This is a genomic window from Pseudoalteromonas sp. J010 (assembly GCF_003934235.1).
In the GTDB taxonomy this organism is placed as follows: domain Bacteria; phylum Pseudomonadota; class Gammaproteobacteria; order Enterobacterales; family Alteromonadaceae; genus Pseudoalteromonas; species Pseudoalteromonas peptidolytica.
Genome location: NZ_RDBW01000019.1, coordinates 1 through 17,297, shown reverse-complemented (window position 1 = coordinate 17,297; position 17,297 = coordinate 1). Strand labels below are relative to the sequence as shown.

Annotated in this window: 13 protein-coding genes; 7 read left to right on the top strand and 6 right to left on the bottom strand. The window is 41.1% G+C overall.

What is annotated here, in order from left to right; genetic code table 11:
* The first annotated feature begins 25 nt into the window (after positions 1–25).
* From EAG18_RS11505 to EAG18_RS11495, 3 genes are all read left to right on the top strand, one after another.
* Entirely contained in the window at positions 26–1,399 is a 1,374-nt protein-coding gene (locus EAG18_RS11505) for a sigma-54 dependent transcriptional regulator (protein WP_125252530.1), read from the top strand.
* Positions 1,389–2,693, top strand: a complete 1,305-nt coding sequence (locus EAG18_RS11500) for an ATP-binding protein (RefSeq protein ID WP_125252529.1) — start codon at positions 1,389–1,391, stop codon at positions 2,691–2,693. The genes EAG18_RS11505 and EAG18_RS11500 overlap by 11 nt, the downstream gene beginning before the upstream one ends.
* 757 nt (positions 2,694–3,450) lie before the next feature.
* Complete coding sequence (locus tag EAG18_RS11495) at positions 3,451–4,128, top strand: LiaF domain-containing protein (RefSeq protein ID WP_125252528.1); 678 nt, start codon at positions 3,451–3,453, stop codon at positions 4,126–4,128.
* A gap of 54 nt (positions 4,129–4,182) precedes the next feature.
* Here EAG18_RS11495 and EAG18_RS11490 read toward each other — a convergent pair whose 3' ends face one another.
* Entirely contained in the window at positions 4,183–6,348 is a 2,166-nt protein-coding gene (locus tag EAG18_RS11490; RefSeq protein WP_125252527.1) for a M3 family metallopeptidase, read from the bottom strand.
* Positions 6,349–6,623: 275 nt separating this feature from the next.
* Between EAG18_RS11490 and EAG18_RS11485 the strand changes: the two genes are divergently transcribed.
* Entirely contained in the window at positions 6,624–7,208 is a 585-nt protein-coding gene (locus EAG18_RS11485) for a DJ-1/PfpI family protein (protein WP_125252526.1), read from the top strand.
* Between the two features lie 183 nt (positions 7,209–7,391).
* Here EAG18_RS11485 and EAG18_RS11480 read toward each other — a convergent pair whose 3' ends face one another.
* The 3 genes from EAG18_RS11480 to EAG18_RS11470 form a co-directional block, all read right to left on the bottom strand.
* The gene (locus tag EAG18_RS11480; RefSeq protein WP_125252525.1) at positions 7,392–10,799 is read right to left on the bottom strand and encodes an ATP-binding protein; all 3,408 of its coding nucleotides are present in this window, start codon (positions 10,797–10,799) and stop codon (positions 7,392–7,394) included.
* A gap of 496 nt (positions 10,800–11,295) precedes the next feature.
* Positions 11,296–12,279, bottom strand: coding sequence for a glutathione S-transferase family protein (locus tag EAG18_RS11475; RefSeq protein WP_125252524.1), 984 nt, complete (start codon positions 12,277–12,279; stop codon positions 11,296–11,298).
* 9 nt (positions 12,280–12,288) lie between these two features.
* Positions 12,289–13,116, bottom strand: coding sequence for a pirin family protein (locus tag EAG18_RS11470; protein WP_125252523.1), 828 nt, complete (start codon positions 13,114–13,116; stop codon positions 12,289–12,291).
* A gap of 255 nt (positions 13,117–13,371) precedes the next feature.
* Between EAG18_RS11470 and EAG18_RS11465 the strand changes: the two genes are divergently transcribed.
* The 3 genes from EAG18_RS11465 to EAG18_RS11455 all read left to right on the top strand — a co-directional run bounded on the left by EAG18_RS11465 (position 13,372) and on the right by EAG18_RS11455 (position 15,648).
* Positions 13,372–13,881 carry a DUF2141 domain-containing protein gene (locus tag EAG18_RS11465; protein ID WP_125252522.1) on the top strand — a complete coding sequence of 170 codons (510 nt, stop codon included), beginning with the start codon at positions 13,372–13,374 and terminating at the stop codon, positions 13,879–13,881.
* A 152-nt stretch (positions 13,882–14,033) separates the two neighbouring features.
* Complete coding sequence (locus tag EAG18_RS11460; protein ID WP_125252521.1) at positions 14,034–14,921, top strand: ABC transporter ATP-binding protein; 888 nt, start codon at positions 14,034–14,036, stop codon at positions 14,919–14,921.
* Position 14,922: 1 nt separating this feature from the next.
* A complete protein-coding gene (locus EAG18_RS11455) occupies positions 14,923–15,648 on the top strand; it encodes an ABC transporter permease (RefSeq protein ID WP_125252520.1) in 726 nt (241 codons plus the stop codon).
* Between the two features lie 85 nt (positions 15,649–15,733).
* On the opposite strand, the gene EAG18_RS11450 is transcribed toward EAG18_RS11455, so the two are convergent.
* Positions 15,734–16,183, bottom strand: a complete 450-nt coding sequence (locus EAG18_RS11450) for a DoxX family protein (RefSeq protein ID WP_125252519.1) — start codon at positions 16,181–16,183, stop codon at positions 15,734–15,736.
* Positions 16,184–16,472: 289 nt separating this feature from the next.
* Positions 16,473–16,826, bottom strand: a complete 354-nt coding sequence (locus EAG18_RS11445) for a hypothetical protein (protein WP_125252518.1) — start codon at positions 16,824–16,826, stop codon at positions 16,473–16,475.
* Positions 16,827–17,297 lie beyond the last annotated feature (471 nt).

The following is a 17,297-nucleotide window of genomic DNA, read 5'->3' as shown; positions in this document are numbered from 1 at the left end:
CAGTTTTACGAGGTAAGGAGATCCTATGGCGGTCAATAACAAAGCGATTTTAGTTGTAGACGATAACACCGAAATACTTGTCGCCACGAGAATGTTGCTCAAACAATATTATAAAAAAGTGGTAACGTTAGATAATCCCCATGACATTAAAAAAGCGATGTCTGAACAAGACTTTGCGCTGGTACTGTTAGACATGAACTTCACTCGAGAGTCTACCTCGGGTGCTGAAGGTTTTTATTGGCTAAAGCAAATAAAAGCAATCGATGAAGATGCTGTCGTTGTGCTCTTTACCGCCTACGGTGACCTAAACATGGCGGTTGATGCCATTAAACTTGGCGCCAATGATTTTGTACTTAAGCCTTGGCAAAATGAGAAACTTCTGGCCACAGTCGCAAACTGCATTGAACTGAGCGAACAAAGACAAAAGTCCAAAAAACTGACGCAGCTCGCACAAATTTCAATGGCTGCACAACATAAACCGTTTGAACACTTAATTGCGTCAAGTCCCGCCATGGAGCAAGTCTTTCAAACCATAGAAAAAGCGGCAAAAACTGATGCCAATGTGCTTATTTTAGGTGAAAGTGGCACAGGAAAAGAAGTCGTCGCGAGGGAGCTACACAAACAATCATTGCGACAAGAGCACACCTTTATGTCTGTGGACATGGGGACGATTGCCAGCTCGTTATTTGAGAGTGAACTGTTCGGTCATGTCAAAGGTGCATTTACTGATGCCAAGAGCAATAAGCCAGGCCGCTTTGAATTGGCAGACTCCGGAACTTTGTTTTTAGATGAAATCGCAAATATTCCCTTAGCATTACAAGGGAAACTACTTACCGCTATCCAAAATAGAATAGTCACGCCTGTAGGTGGCAGCAAGCAAGTTGAAGTCGACTTACGGCTGATCACAGCAACCAACATGAACCTATATGATATGGTTCGTGAAGGTAATTTTCGTCAAGATTTATTATATCGCATCAATACGGTTGAGTTGACGCTCCCAGCGCTCAGAGATAGGCCTCAAGACATTCCGTTACTTATCGAGTTTTACGCCGATTTATATAGTAAAAAGTACAAGTTAGCGCGCAAAGCGATCAGCGATAAAGTGATGGCAGAGCTAGTACAGTACCAGTGGCCAGGTAATATCCGTGAGTTGCAGCATTTAGTGGAGCGTGCTGTTATTTTGTCTGACTCGGCACAGCTCGAGTTCCAACTCACTACATCAAAAACACATGCACCTGACAATCCAGTGACAGACTCTTACAACCTGGCAGAAATTGAGCAAAAAACCATTGAACGCGCGATTAAAGACTTCAAAGGCAACATCAGTCACGCTGCTAAAGCGCTTGGCATAACACGCGCATCGCTTTATCGCAAAATGGAGAAGTACGATGTGGAATAAGCCTCTTACTCGAATGATAGCTTTTCAACTTGGAGCTATTTTATTCGCCACGCTTGGGGTTTTAGGCCTACTTCATAGCTACGCTCACCTGTTTAGCATACTGGCTGTCGCTATTGCCGCGGGGTTCTCTGCTTTATCTATTTCCACATTAAAAAGCCAAAAACAACAATTCGAAGAGGTATTTACTGCACTCAAATACCAAGATAGTAGCTTTCGGATTAATCATGCACACCCTATTAGTGAGCAAGCGCTCACTGTTTGTCACGAAATGATGCAAAAGGTGCGAGAAGATAAAGTCAAACAAGATGAGTTAGTGACCACTTATGAAACCATGTTACAACATATTGAGGCAGGTCTGATCCTCATAAAAAATGGCCATACTATTATACTCTGTAATAACAGCGCAAAGCAGTTACTCGATATTCGCGGTGCCGAAACAGGAACTTCATTGTTAAAAGTTCACCCAGAGCTTGAACAGGCCAAAGTAGGTAGTCATATTACTGCCGATCTACTATTTAAATACTTCACTTTTTCTAATCATAATAACCAATACGAGCTTTGGCTGTTTACCGCTATCTCAGAGCAGCTTGAGAGTACGCAAATTGAATCTTGGCAAAAGTTGATCCGAGTACTTATTCACGAAATTGGTAATTCAGTTGCGCCCATCTATTCGCTCTCTAATACACTTGTGAACATGACTAACAATCACCTCGCAGGTACAGTAGCAGACAAAGAGCTTGTTGAAGACTATCTTCAGAGCTTACAAGCCATAGGGATACGCAGCCAATCTTTGCTCGGGTTTATCGATAATTATAGAAAGCTCACCCATATTCCAGAGCTTGAGCTGAGACCAGTTACAGTCAAAGCACTGTTTGATGATATTGCTCCCCTTGTCCAAAACGAATTTAACGAAGCCAAAATCTCTTTGTCCTTTGATGTTTCCCCTGCGTCACTGACCATCAAGATCGATAGAAAAATGATAGAGCAAGTGCTATTGAATCTCCTCAGCAACGCCAAAGAGGCGCTTAACGCAACATCTAACAAGCAAGAAAAAGTAGTCCAAGTAACCGCTACTATTAATCGCTACGGCAAATGTGAGATAAAGGTCACAGACAATGGTGTAGGAATAGAGCAAAGTGCCATTGATAAAATTTTCGTGCCGTTTTTTACTACCAAACCCAATGGCTCAGGAATAGGGCTTGCACTTAGTCAACAAATTCTTCATCGTCATAAAGGCCGAATTAGTGTCTGCTCTGAAATCGAAAAAGGCAGTTGTTTTAGTTTATTGCTATGAAGCGACATCACAAGGTAAGTAGCTTGAGGTAATGGTCTGCGCCCGCATTCGGCATCAGTGTGACTTGATTGAATTACAAAAATCAAGGCACACTGATGGTGCTGCGGCTATGCCTTTTTAATCGCCTTTTTCAGCTTTTTGATTTTAGCTTCATGCTTTTCAATCTTTGCTTTACGGGCTTTTATTTCCTTTTTAAGTTGCTTTATTTCGTCTTTTTTCGCCATGAAAAAACTCCTTGATTAATTGATTTTTGTCCACTTAATATCAACTAATTCCTAGCTCAGTTAAGCCAACTAGCTGAGATTATACCAATTTGCTTAATTAAGTGGTCTATTTTGAGGCGAGAAAATCTTGTCGATAACACCGCTTCCGCGTCCTGCTCACGCTTTGGTACCTACGTCCTGTAGGCAAGGCAAAAATTTTGCTATTTAGTTGTTCTAAATGAGAAATTTTTAACGCTGTTAGCGTCAGATTTACTCCTTCAAATTTAGCAAGTATTAAGTCAAATTGGTATTACACCTTAGCAAATGCCACAGTGATTTCAACCTCATTGAAAAGTCCAACCAGCGAGGAGTGAAATTCATTTGCTTAATCAAGTAGATTATTTTGACCAAATAGTAGGCTCATTCGTTAAGTTTTAGTGTTTATCATAAAGTCACGCTTTGTTGTTATTTTAACCATTTGATTTTATTAAAAGCTTTCAGTGGCTTAATAATTGCTTAATACCTAGCACATCAACGAAATGGAACCTCATGTTATGTCTGTACCACTACAAGATAGGCCTCTCGAGTCAGTTAGAGAGGAAATCATCGATCAGCTAATACTCAACTATAGCCATGGTGAACTATCAGCTGAGGCGTTCGAGAGAAGATTAGATCAAGCCTACAATTTACAAGAACACCAAAAAATTGCCGCATTGAGTGCCGACTTACCACTCAAGTCAGACCCCAGATATCACAGTGAAAAAGCAGCTCGGTTGGGGCCAAAATTTACCTCATCGACTGAGGATGTCGAAAAAATGCACATGACTTCAATGTTAGGGTCAAGCCACCGCAGCGGTGAATGGGTTGTTCCCAAGGAAATTCATTTAAAAAATTATCTCGGTAGTATTGAGTTGGATTTTACTTGCGCTATTTTTAGCCACCCTGAAGTGCATATTTACATGGACTGCATTCTAGGCAGTGGCGAAATCTATATTCCTGATTCAGTGGATGTGATAACTGATATAAACAATATTATGGGTTCGGTCGAAAATACACGAAATACCTTAGCGACAAATACCCAAGTAAAACAACGCCCTCGCATATATATTAAAGGTAGAACCATTTTGGGAAGTCTTGAGGTCAGTGTAAAACGCTCAATGAAAATGCAGTTAAAACAGTTTGCAGACGGGCTAAAGTCTTTGTTCAGTGATCAATCTAACTCAAAATACTAAATGAAAAAGCCCCTTAGTTGGTCACTAGGGGGCTTTTTGTGTGCATATTCAGTATTACTTTTCTACTGGAAAGCCTCTATCACGCATTAATGCTTCAACTTTGGCATCACGACCTCTGAACTTTCTATACGCCTCGGCTGGATCCATTGCGTTACGTACCGAGAACAGATAATCCACCAGACGCTGTGCAACGTCTTTATCGTAGAAACCGCCAGGAGAGTCAGCAAAAGCTTCTGCAGCGTCAGATGTTAATACTTCAGCCCATAGGTAACCGTAGTAGCCTGCAGAGTACCCTTCACCAGAGAATACGTGACCAAAATGTGTCGTGCGATGACGCATAACCACTTCACTCGGCATGCCAAGCGCATCTAACTGTGACTTTTCAAATGCAACTGGGTCGCCAATTTTGTCTGGATCCGTTGTGTGGAACAACATATCCATAATCGCTGAACCTAAGTACTCAGTCGTTGCAAAACCTTGATTAAAGGTCGCTGACTTTTTAATTTTCTCGATAAGTGCCTTAGGCATAGGCTTGCCTGTTTTGTAATGTACTAAGTAACGGTTAATTACTTCATCAGTTGCAAGCCAGCGCTCCAATAGCTGTGACTGGAACTCTGTATAGTCACGCACACCAGAGTTAGAGCTTGGGTATTTCACATTCGATGATAGTGCATGAAGTGCATGGCCAAACTCATGGAAGTAAGTTTCAGCATCAGACCAAGAAATAAGTGTAACTTCTCCTTCTGGTGCTTTTACAAAGTTAGAGTTATTTGAGCTCAACACATTGGTTTTACCATCAAACGTGGTATGACTGCGATACGATAAAGCCCACGCTCCAGAGCGCTTACCTTTACGTGCAAATGGATCTAGGTACCACAGGCCGATATTTTCACCTGATGTTTTGTCGGTCACTTCCCACACCCGAACATCTGGGTGGAAAACGGGTACCGACCCATCGGTGATTTCAGTAAACTCAAAGTTAAACAGACGACCCGCAACATAGAACATCGCCTCGCGCAGGTTATCCAATTGTAAGTAGGCCTTCACTTCATTTGAATCTAACTGATATTTAGCTTGGCGTACTTTTTCAGCGTAAAAACGATAATCCCATGGCTTAATAGTGATCTTGGCTCCTTCTTTATCAGCGATAGCCTGCATATCCGCAACTTCTTCTTCTACACGAGCAATGGCTGCTGGCCACACTTTCTTCATCAGTGCCATGGCATTTTCTGGCTTTTTGGCCATACGGTCTTCAAGACGCCACTGAGCATAATTCTCGTAGCCCAGTAAATTAACACGTTCGTGTCTGAGCTTTAAGATTTCAGAAATAATAGCTTTATTGTCAAACTCACCGCCATTGTTGCCACGGTTATAGTAGTTATTCCAAACTTTTTCACGTAGCTCACGTTCTGTTGAGTAAGTTAAAAATGGATCCATCGAAGAACGAGAGTTTGTAATCGCGTACATCCCTGACTTACCTCGCGCTTTCGCTGCAGCCGCTGCAGACGCCACAAATGACTCAGGCAAACCTGACAGCTGTGCTTCACTGAGGTAAACAACATAGTTTTCTTCGTCAGCAAGTACATTATTCGCAAATTTTGTGTGTAGTTTTGACAATTCAAGATTAATGTCTGCATAACGCTTAGCGTCATCACCTGTGAGGGTTGCACCATTACGTGCAAAGCTATTGTAGCGCATCCAAGTAATACGCTGCTCTTCCGCAGTTAGCTTTTTATACTCTGCGCTTTCATACACCGTTTTCACTCGTTCAAACAGCTTTTGATTTTGTGTGATCTTAGAGCTAAATTCAGAAAACTTTGGTACTACTCGCGACTGAATTTCTCTAAACTCAGGACTTGAAATATTTGAACTCCACAGACCGTAGTAGGTAAAAACACGATCTAAAGCTGCACCAGTGCGCTCTAATGCCACAATTGTATTATCGAAATTAGGCTCTGCTGGGTTGTTCGCAATCGCTTCAATTTCTTTCAGATTATCTGCCATACCGATTTCAAGAGCGGCTTCTAAATCACTCAGTTTCATTTTATCGAACTGAGGAACGCCTTGATAAGGGCCTGAAAATTCCTGTAACAGCACATTATCATACTGTTTGTCTTGAACTAATTTGACCGGCTCAGCCGTTTTGTTAGTAGTACCTGCGCAACCAGCAAGGGCTACACACACTGCAGCGCTTAATAATGTGATAGAAGGTTTGAACATAATATTTCATCGCTTGTTGTTATCTTGAAGGGAAATATTACGGATTGCCTTCAAAAGTGCAATTTCTTTGCGGGTAAAACCTGATTCTACGCGATAGAGCAGCAAGAAGTGCACTCATCGGCTGCAAAATGGGTTAATCTCAACAGTTACGCTGTATAAATAGCCCAACGCTTAGCGCAAAACCAAAAGCTTTTTTCATGGATTGTTACAATTTACCTTGAAAAATTAGCTGAAATCAGCCAAGTTAGTAAAAAACTGATCTGTGAGAATAGATAATGGAAGTAGGCATTTTCATATACGATGGCGCAGAATGTTTAGACTTTTGTGGTCCATTTGAAGTATTCAATACTGCAAAACGCTTTATAGATACCCCCATTAACGTCAGCCTAGTTGCACCTACTCATATCCCCGTCACAACAAGGGGTGGAATGAGTGTAAACCCCCATTACAGCATACATTCACATCCTAAATTCGATTTACTTATTGTCGTTGGAGGACTTCATCACAAAATTTGTGGAAACCACAATGTGCTCAATTGGCTTGCAGAAACCGCAAATCATACTTCACAGTGTGCATCAGTTTGTACTGGCATATTTTTGTACGCAGAGGCCGGTATTATAGATGGCAAACGTGTCACAACACATTGGCAAGATCTCGATGATTTACGTGAGCAATATCCTAGCCTAGAAGTCATTGAAGACACACGATTTGTGATGGATCAAAATTTTACTAGCTCAGCGGGTATCTCTGCTGGTATCGATATGAGCCTGGAGCTTGTGAAAAAGCGCTTTGGGCAGGCTATCGCTCGAAAAACCGCGATGCAAATGGACTACGACTGGCCAAAATATCCTAACGAATAGTTCAGCCTAACTTTATATCAAACCCATTGTATCGCTTTGGTGCAATGACGCCAGAATTTACGGAAGATTTCTACACAATAAATTTTGTTAATTAACCCCTTGTGAGCGATAAACCTCGTGATAGCGCCATCCACGTTTCTTGATGGCGCAAGGGGAACTGTACCCATACAACCAAACACTTTACTAACTTTTGGCGTGTTGTTGCTCTAGATCTGCAACTCGATTTTTTACAAACTTAAGTGCATTCTCATACTCTATTTGCGCAGCTGCGAGGTGGGACTTACATTGACCAGCCTGATGGTTTCGGGCGTATGTTTCAATATTATCGAGCACATCAAACAGCTTTTGAGCAGCCAAATCTCCAGCTTGCCCTTTCAGGTAATGACTGTATTTTACAGTTGCGTCACAGTTACTATTTTTAATGCTTAGTATTAGTTGCTGCATTTTACTTTCAGAGTCCTGTAAAAACAGCGCATAAAGCTGTTGTAACAGCTCGTAGTTTCCTGATAACCGCTCAAGTATCTCACTCTCTGAAATGGGGAGTTGTTGCCGTACCTCTTCATCGTCTTTGTTGCCAAATTCAAATGGTTGGATAAGCACCGAATCATCCTCTTTAGCATAGATGTTGAGGCTCTCTAGCACTGAAAATAGCTGCTCAATTACAACTGGTTTGGTCACAAATTCGTCCATACCTGCACTGAGACAGCGCTCTTTTTCTCCCGCCAAAGCACTTGCTGTCATAGCAATGATTGTTGTATTGCAAAAACACTCACCACCTTGCCCTTGACGAATAGCTCTTGTCGCTTGGTAGCCATCCATTCCAGGCATATTGCAATCCATAAAGATGGCATCAAAATTAACCCCTTGATCCTCAAATAATAATAGTTTATTGATAGCATCCTGACCATCTACTGCAAATTGCACTTTAGCACCTTGTCCTTCCAAAATACCTTTAGCAACAATGCGATTAATTTGGTTATCATCAACCACAAGAAACTCGCACCCTGCTACCAAGTTGCCTGTAAGCGTTACTGCCTCTCCTGATTTCTTTAAGCTCGGCTGAAGGGTCACAGCTTTATTGAGGTCAAACACAGAGACAAACTCGCCCAGCCTCACAGGTGCGGAGATATGCACAATATTGTCAGAATCATTGATATGTTGCAGTTCATCGCCAACCAAAATCACCTTTTTGAACTCACTTGCTACTTGCTCTACCTGAGAAAACGCTTGTTTACTGGTTGCGATACAAATATCGCTTGGGCGAGCATGATCAACATGTTGCCCGCCAAACTTCGTGATGAGTTTAATCATGTAGTCCAACTCAACAGTCGTATCGCAAAAAACAGACACGGTTTTTCCAGCAAGAAAACTGGGGAGGTTGATAGCCTTAGCTTGTGATTTAGCAAACGGTAGCTCGAACCAAAATGCACTACCTTTATGCTTTTCACTTTCAAAACGAATATGCCCCAGCATCTTTTCAATTAATTGTTTACAAATAGAAAGACCTAGGCCTGTACCTCCGAACTCATTTGCGGTGTTGGTTGACTCTTGGCTGAAAGACTGGAACAGTTTATTGTGATTTGCTTTGTCTATACCTACACCTGTATCTTCCACTGCAACTTTAAGCCATACCGTATCGTCTGTCAGTTTTGTGGTGGCACTTAATTTAACATAGCCTTCTTTGGTAAATTTGATTGCGTTACTAAGCAAGTTATATACAACTTGTTTGACTCGCGCAGCATCCCCACATAATTCGATGTATTCGAGACCTAGTTGGTCGACTATGTAAATTATCTCTTGCTCTTTAGCTTTGGTAGACATAGACAAGGCTACATGCTCAATCACAGAAAGCGGATTAAAAGGTTCATTATCAATCTCTAACTTTCCAGCTTCTATCTTTGATAAATCAAGCACATCATTGATCAGTGACAACAGTGTGGTTGAGCTAGTTTCCATCATTTCTAAATATTTTTGCTGATGCTTTGTTACAGGCTCCTTTCTAACCAAATTCAGCGACCCCAAAATACCGTTGAGTGGCGTTCTCATCTCATGACTAATAGTTGAGATAAAGGCACTTTTCACTTCTGAGGCTTTATCAGCTTTATCACGCGCATCTACTAGCTCCTTGGTACGCTCTGCGACTTCATTTTCAAGACGCTCATTCGCCAATAGCAATTGTGTTTCAGCCTCTTGTTGTGCGGTTATATCTTCAACAAACAATGCCACACCTTGGATCACTTGTTTACCACCATAAATTGGCGATAAATTCAGCGATAACCAACTGTTATCTTGGCCGCTTTGAGTCAGCTTAATCGAGCGAGACTCGACTTCTTTGCCTTCAAGTACTTTACTTGCATTAGCATAAATAAATGCAGATACAGGGTCAGGTAGAAACTGCGGTTCACTCCTGAGCTTGGTATTATTCAATTTGTTAAAAAAAGATGTGGCCGACTCATTAAAACTTGTGAGCCGTAGAGCTTTGTCAAAACCAAGCACCCCATCTGATGCTCCATCTAAAATAGCTTTGAACTCTGCACGCGTTGAGTCAAGCGCTTGTAAACTTCGGGTATATTGCCAAAAAGCAAAGAAAATCAGCGCAAACACACCACTGGCAACTGCAAGTAAACTATATGTTGTGAGTCGTTTTTCATTCAAACTTTGCTGGTAAATTGAAAATGGGATCAGATTGACTAATTTCGCATTCAAACTACCAACGTTTACCCCTTCCACTTCATTGATTAATGCTAAAAAGCGTGCATTCGTTTCTTTGTCTTCCACTAGCTGTAGTTTGTTGTTCCATGGCTGCACTTGATAGCGGCTACGAAAATCTATATCCGGATTGAGATCTCTGCTGTAACGCAGAGCAAAGTCTGGATGATAAATAAATGAGTCGCCCTCTCCTAGCACTATCACTTTTTGCGTATTGGGTGCTTGTGAGACAATTTTATTTATCATTTTTTCTGCATTGGTGTTGATCACTAATATGCCGAACAAATCGTTATCAATATCGTAGGTGGGTAAGGTAAAACGCTTGGTGGGTTGAAACGGCACAACAATTTGACCGCGCTCTTTGTTCAAGTTAATTGACGTTGAGTAGATAGTTCGCTCAGGCAGTTGCAATGACTGCGTAAAATAATCATATTGGCTTTTATTTTGCAACTTGCTATCTAAAACCGTAATAACTTTTCCGAGTTGTCGCTCCACTCTGACTAGCTCCAGTCCAGTGTGTGCATCCAACAACCGGATCTGAATCAGACCGTCGTAGGAATAAAGCATAGATCTAAAAATTGTGCTAAGTCGCGCTCGCCACACTTTTAGAGGTGTATTTTCCTGCGGGTCGATGCCATTATTTTTTTCAGCTCTGGCAATACCTTGGATAGGGGGCGTATCGAGAAGAAAGTACAAAAACCTTCTACTGGCATCAATTTCGCTTAAATAGATATTATTTTGAGCTAAGTGCACTTGCTCCAAGCGCTGGTAAAAACTGTCATTGAGGTCGTCTTGAATGTTATTTTCAAAATATAAAATAGCCCCGAGCAGAACTGCCAACAATAATACAATCGCACTTTTAGCAATATTGGAAGAAGACACGCTTTCTCCTTGATTTTGTGACCGCAGCATGTAATCCCTGCATCACCACTATAGCTCTCTACCTAGACAGGCATTGATTTATACCAATTTGACTTAATACTTGCTCAATTTGAAGCTGTAAACTTGGCGCTAAATGCGTTGAAAATTTCTTATTTAAAACCACTAAATAGCAAAATTTTTACCGTGCCCGCACAAATGCAAAAACCTTGGCGATAGCAAAGCGCGGTAGCGAGGCTATCGACAAAGTTTTCTCGCCTCAAAATAGAAAGCTTAACTAAGTGAATTGGTATAACTTAAAATCGCAACTTATCTCGCTTTTTATCCAAATTCAACACTACGCAAAGCTGCGACTAACATTACAATAAACAATCGTATGCGTTGACGCCAACACCGCCTCTCAACCTTCAGAATAGACGATGACGACACCATAAAACCACATAATCATCGCCTATTTAACTCTAGTCTAAATCAATACAAAGGCAATGTTGGCTCTCTTTTACAGTGAAAGTCTGTGGCGGTTATGGTCACTCAGATAGTCAATATTGGGTCCTTCCGGTACTACCTGGGTCGGATTAATCATAGTGTGACTAAAATAATAGTGCCGTTTTATGTGCTCAAAATTGACGGTTTCAGCTATCCCAACATGTTGATATAAGTCTCGCAAATAAGCACTAAGATTTGGATAATCTTCTATCTGCTTAATATTACATTTGAAGTGCCCATGATATACGCTATCAAACCGGATCAAGGTCGTAAATAGTCGCCAATCCGCTTCCGTTAATTGCCCTGCAACCAAGTACCGAGTGTTAGCAAGTCTAGTTTCAATTTTGTCTAATGCCTCAAACAAATCATGAACAGCAATGCGATAGGCATCTTGCGTTGTAGCAAACCCTGCTTTATATACACCATTATTAATATTGTGGTAAACAAAGTCATTGATTTCATCAATTTCACTTCTCAGCGCATGTGGATAATAGTCGCTACTATCTCCTGTGATGTGATTGAACGCATTATTGAACATCCGGATGATTTCACTCGACTCATTACTGACGATCTGTGCAGTTTGTTTATCCCAAAGTACGGGAACGGTTACTCTGCCTGAGTAGCTTTTATCATTTTTTGTATACAGCTGGTGCATAAATTCAAGCCCGTACACTCGTTCTTCAACCTCAGGGCGTTGGCTTAAGAAACTCCAACCTTGGTCAAGCATATCAGGATCCACAACCGAAACATCAATATGCGCTTCTAGCTGTTTGAGCTTTCTAAAAATAAGCGTACGATGTGCCCAAGGACAGGCTAGCGATACATACAAGTGATAACGACCAGACTCAGCTTTAAATCCACCCTTTCCTGTTGCTCCCTCACGACCATCGGGCGTGATCCAATTACGTAGCTTTGCAGATTCCCGTTCAAATTTGCCTTTGCTGCGCTTTGTGTCATACCATTTGTCGTGCCATTGACCATCAATTAATAGTCCCATGTAAACCCCCTATACAATGTCGCCAAAGCGACCCATTTGGTAGTCTCTCACCGCCTGTTGCAACTCTTCTTGCGTATTCATAACAAACGGTCCCATATGCGCTATTTTCTCGTTAATCGGTTGTCCAGCAAGGAGCAAGAAACCGACGTTATTTGTCGCCACCATATCAAGCAAAAAGTCTGAGTCTAATTCGATAAGCGTTTGCTCACCATAACTTTCCAATTGTCCGGTATGGATATAGATCATCACTTTAGCAAATTGAGTAATATCTACCTGTAAACGCGCTCCTTTTTGTAGCCACACATCAGCAAGTGCACTTTGACCAGCTAACTCTTGTAGCGCCGTCTTTAGCTGCACCTCTCCAACCTGCCATGTACCCGCTAGCGCTGTAAAATAACTTGTTTCATCGAGCACTACTTGTTTTGCAGGTTGCTTTGTTGAATCTTGGTATCTGGGCGCCCGCATCTTTTCTTTAGCTGGCATATTCAACCAAAGCTGAAACCCATGCATCCCCTCTTTATCACTTAACGGCATTTCACTATGTATTACGCCCCGTCCCGTACTCATCCATTGAACATCTCCGGCTTGGATTGCCTTACGATTGCCCATTTGGTCTTGGTGCTCAAATCCACCTTTTCTGATATACGTTAATGTTTCTATACCGCGATGTGGGTGAGGTGGAAAACCAGCCATAAAATCCTTCGGATCTTCCGACCTTAATTCATCAATCATTAGAAATGGATCTAAACTTTTTCCATCGAAACCTGCCACTCGGTTAATCTTTACACCAGCTCCGTCACTTGTTGCTTGTGCTTTTTGTATTCGACGTATCTTCATAATAATGCCTCAATATCTTTGTTGAGAATTAGCATAACAAAGCTGAAAAAGATTAAAATTAGTCAAATTTGGTTAGTACGTTCGATTTAATAGAATGGAATAAACTTAGCCTATAATTAGATTAAATACTCAGCAGCACTTCAATCTGGTCTGAACAGTAATAATGCAAGTCACAAATAACAATTTTTAACAGTAATAACACAATTATCTGACAAGCTTGAGAGGCTACAATTTAACTGCTACTAGGAGCAAAGGATGAAGTCTCTAATTATTTTGATGGCGCTAGCATTACTTACGGCGTGTAGTTCTACCAGTCCTGTCAGCGTAAACGCTGTTGCAGGCCCACCAACTAATCTAACTGTTGAAATTACTGAAGTAAGTAACACGAAAGGACAAATGCTGGTATTGTTATTTGACAACAGCGCCGACTACCACAGTGACAAGAATGTGAATGATCCCGATGCACACTTTTTTCGAAAACTGGTTGTCGCCCCAACTTCTCCCTTAACCACTGTTACTTTTGAGTCGGTACCAGCTGGTAAGTATGCCATTCATGTTATTCATGACGAAGACAGTGATGGTGGCATGGATCGAATGATTTTCCCATTTACAGGCATGCCCAGTGAGCCTTACGCCTTATCCAATAATATTCATGACAGTTTTTCAAAAGGTGATTTTGAAGAAGCGTTATTTACGGTCAAAGCGCCCAATACAAAAATACAACTTACGCTCTCTACACATTTATCAAAAGTCACAGGCCTTTAATATCTGAGGTTTTAACAGGTGTGGTGTTCATCACACCTGTCTTGCGTTTTCCACCTCTGACAATTGTCATTTTATTTTCTGACAACACTCACTGATATTCACTCCGTTACCTATACATACTGCAAATATACCTAGTAAATGGAATCAAGACCGTGAATAGCGCAATCGATTTATCAAATATCAATTTTGGATACCGAGACAGTAACCCCCTTTTAGCGGGGCTAAACCTTACCCTTCAACAAGGTCAAGTGCATGCTATTTTGGGGCAAAATGGTGCAGGGAAGACTACTTTAATAAACATCATGCTCGGCAGAATAAAGCCAACATCGGGACAGGTTCGTGTACTTGGTCATCCTCCAGACTCATTATTTTGTCGCCAGCGTGTTGGCGCTATGATGCAGTTGGGCGGGCTGCCTCTGCATATCAAAGTGCGAGAGTTTATCGAGCTTTTTTCAAGCTATCATCAACACCCTACCCCATTGGATGACATTATCTCACTCTGTCAGCTCGAAGGTTTTTTACAGCAAACCTTTGATACGCTCTCTGGAGGGCAGAAACAAAGATTGTTTATGGCCATCGCAATGGTGGGCGATCCGGATATTATTTTTTTAGATGAGCCAAGCGTTGGTATGGACGTTGAATCGCGACAACAACTCTGGCAAGCCATTCTCGCGCTAAAGCAACAAAATAAAACGGTGTTGCTTACCACACACTATCTTCATGAAGCTGAGACACTGGCTGATGAATTATTGGTGCTGAGGGAGGGTAAGTGTACAAACCTAACCGATATACCAGAATTAGCTAACATCTACCCTCGTGCTCAAATAAAGTTTACCTGCGATTTGCCTGAGGTCACACTTCTTGACGCTCTCCCTATGGTAAATCTAAGTGTTGAAGGCAATAAGTTCACCATACTAACGAACGAGCCAAACCCCATTCTACAGCAACTATTAACACAATTTGATGTTCACAATTTACAGGTAGCACCAATGAGCCTAGAAGAGGCTTACCTTTCTTTAATGAATAATGGAAATGCTTAACATGATGAATACAACATCTTTTTTACTAGAAAGCAAAGTTGAACTATTGAGTATTTTTAGAAGTAAGGGATTTGTGATCCCTGCATCAGTCTTTCCATGCTTGTTTTATCTTTTCTTTGGCATCATGTTCAGCCATGACGACTCTCACAATTATATGTTTATCAACTATTTGATATTTGGAATGATAAGCCCGGCGTTATTTTCATTTGGTGTGAACGTGGCTATTGAAAAGCAAAATGGCTGGTTGGTTCTTAAGCAATTATCCCCTGTTTCTGCATACCAATACCTCTTCGCAAAATGCGTAAGTGCCTCGGTTTTTTCATTAATTGTGGCCTGTTTAATGAGTATGTTAGCTTTGTTTTCAGGTGTATCATTAGCCTTGGAACAGTTTCTTATAATTGTGTTAATCGCCTTATTAGGTACCTTTCCTTTATGTCTGTTAGGGCTCGTAATTGGCTTGTGTGTGTCGGCAAAAGCAGCGCCAGCTGTCGTCAACTTAGTCTACTTACCACTTTCACTGTTGTCAGGTCTTTGGTTGCCAATTACTCTTTTTCCTGAGCCTATGCAGTGGTTTGCTTGGCTTCTACCTACCTTCCATATTTCGCAGTTAGCGCTTGGTGTTATTGACGCCGCTTTAGGTTTTGCAATTTATTACCACCTGAGCATATTCACCCTACAAACCTGTCTCCTGTGCTTTGTTGCACATACCAAATTTAAACAAGCCTAGCATTGATCCCGCAAGCGCACAGACCCAACCCTGTGCGCTTCTTTTACGACATTCGGCAATTATTTTTGCCAGTGTAAAGGCAGCTTTAGTTTAGTGACTCGCTTTTTATCTTAATCAAGCGTGAGTTATTTAGTTTTTTATCAACACTAAAGTCACCAGCGCCAGTTGCCGCTAATGCCAAAAAGCCTCCGGCTATCGCTATATTTTTAAAAAACGTTAAAAACTGGATTTGATCCGCAAGGTCAAAGTGAAACAGCAAAGCACTAACTAAGCTAAATCCGGCAAACGCGAGCGCTGTTAGTTGAGTAAAAGCGCCAATCAAAATGAAGAGCCCTCCAATTAACTCAAACGCAATAACCAAAGGTAATAACTCACTAGGCAAACCACTGGAGGCCATATATGCCGCGTTGCCTTCGTAAAATTGGATCTTATTGACAGCGGCTAAGATGAAAATCGCTGACAACCCAACGCGGCCAAACAAAGATGCTAACGATGAAAACGTACTACTTGGATTGATGATATTAATGATGTTCATGATACTTTCCTCAGTTTATAAAATTGGGGGCTCGTTGTTGAAGAGCCGATGAGGAAAGTATACGTTCCATTTTAGAATATAAAATTTGTAAAAATCACTAATTTCATTCTAATTATAAGAATGAAAGCGAGTCTTTGGCTGAGATAAGGAAGAAACTGATTTAACCTTTAAGCTCGGACTAACTAGTATAATATATAGCCGTCCCCAAACAGAGAGGACATAACTCATACACAACACCATTCAATACCAGTCTAATTAACCTGATGTAACAGCTGCATGGCGTTAAGCGTTATCGATGGTTTTCAAGAGTTGAAATCAGTAAGTCTCTACTCACCAAAAATCCACAGATGCTGACCACGACGAGAAAAATCCCATACATAGAACCGATATACACCCAGTCGCTTTGTCCAAGTAATAAGCTGGCTCGCGTGCCATCGTTAACCAATAGTATGTTAACGAGTGATATGCCTATCGCCCCGCGAAAATAAATAGGCCTGTCCATGTGGCTCGCGAATGCAGCAATAATGAGAGAAAACAAACAAAGGTAGAAACCAATAACAGAATACGCACCAGGCTGCATACTTGGATATAATGCAACGATAGCAAGGAGCACAGCGGCCCAACCGGTAGCTTTGTAAATCATTATCAAGTCCTTTGAAAATGTTAAAAAGTGTATGTGATGTAAACAGAGTGAAGTATGGAGTAATACACTTAATTACGCAACCAAATGATGAGAAATATTCACGCAAATTACTGCTTGGCGCAGGCTCAGATCACCCAAGCTTGTTTACTTCTGTCACTATGGCTGCATTGAACGAGCTAATTATTGACCACATATAAGGTTACAAAAAATAAAGTTATATGGAATATCTTATTCCCGAAAGGGGTATTTCAAATAAATGTAAAGTTTCGGTATTTGGAACAAACAATGACACGAATCTATCGCCCACTTTTTATACCAATTTGCTTAATTAAGTGGTCTATTTTGAGGCGAGAAAATCTTGTCGATAACGAGGCAAAAATTTTGCTATTTAGTTGTTCTAAATGAGAAATTTTTAACGCTGTTAGCGTCAGATTTACTCCTTCAAATTGAGCAAGTATTAAGTCAAATTGG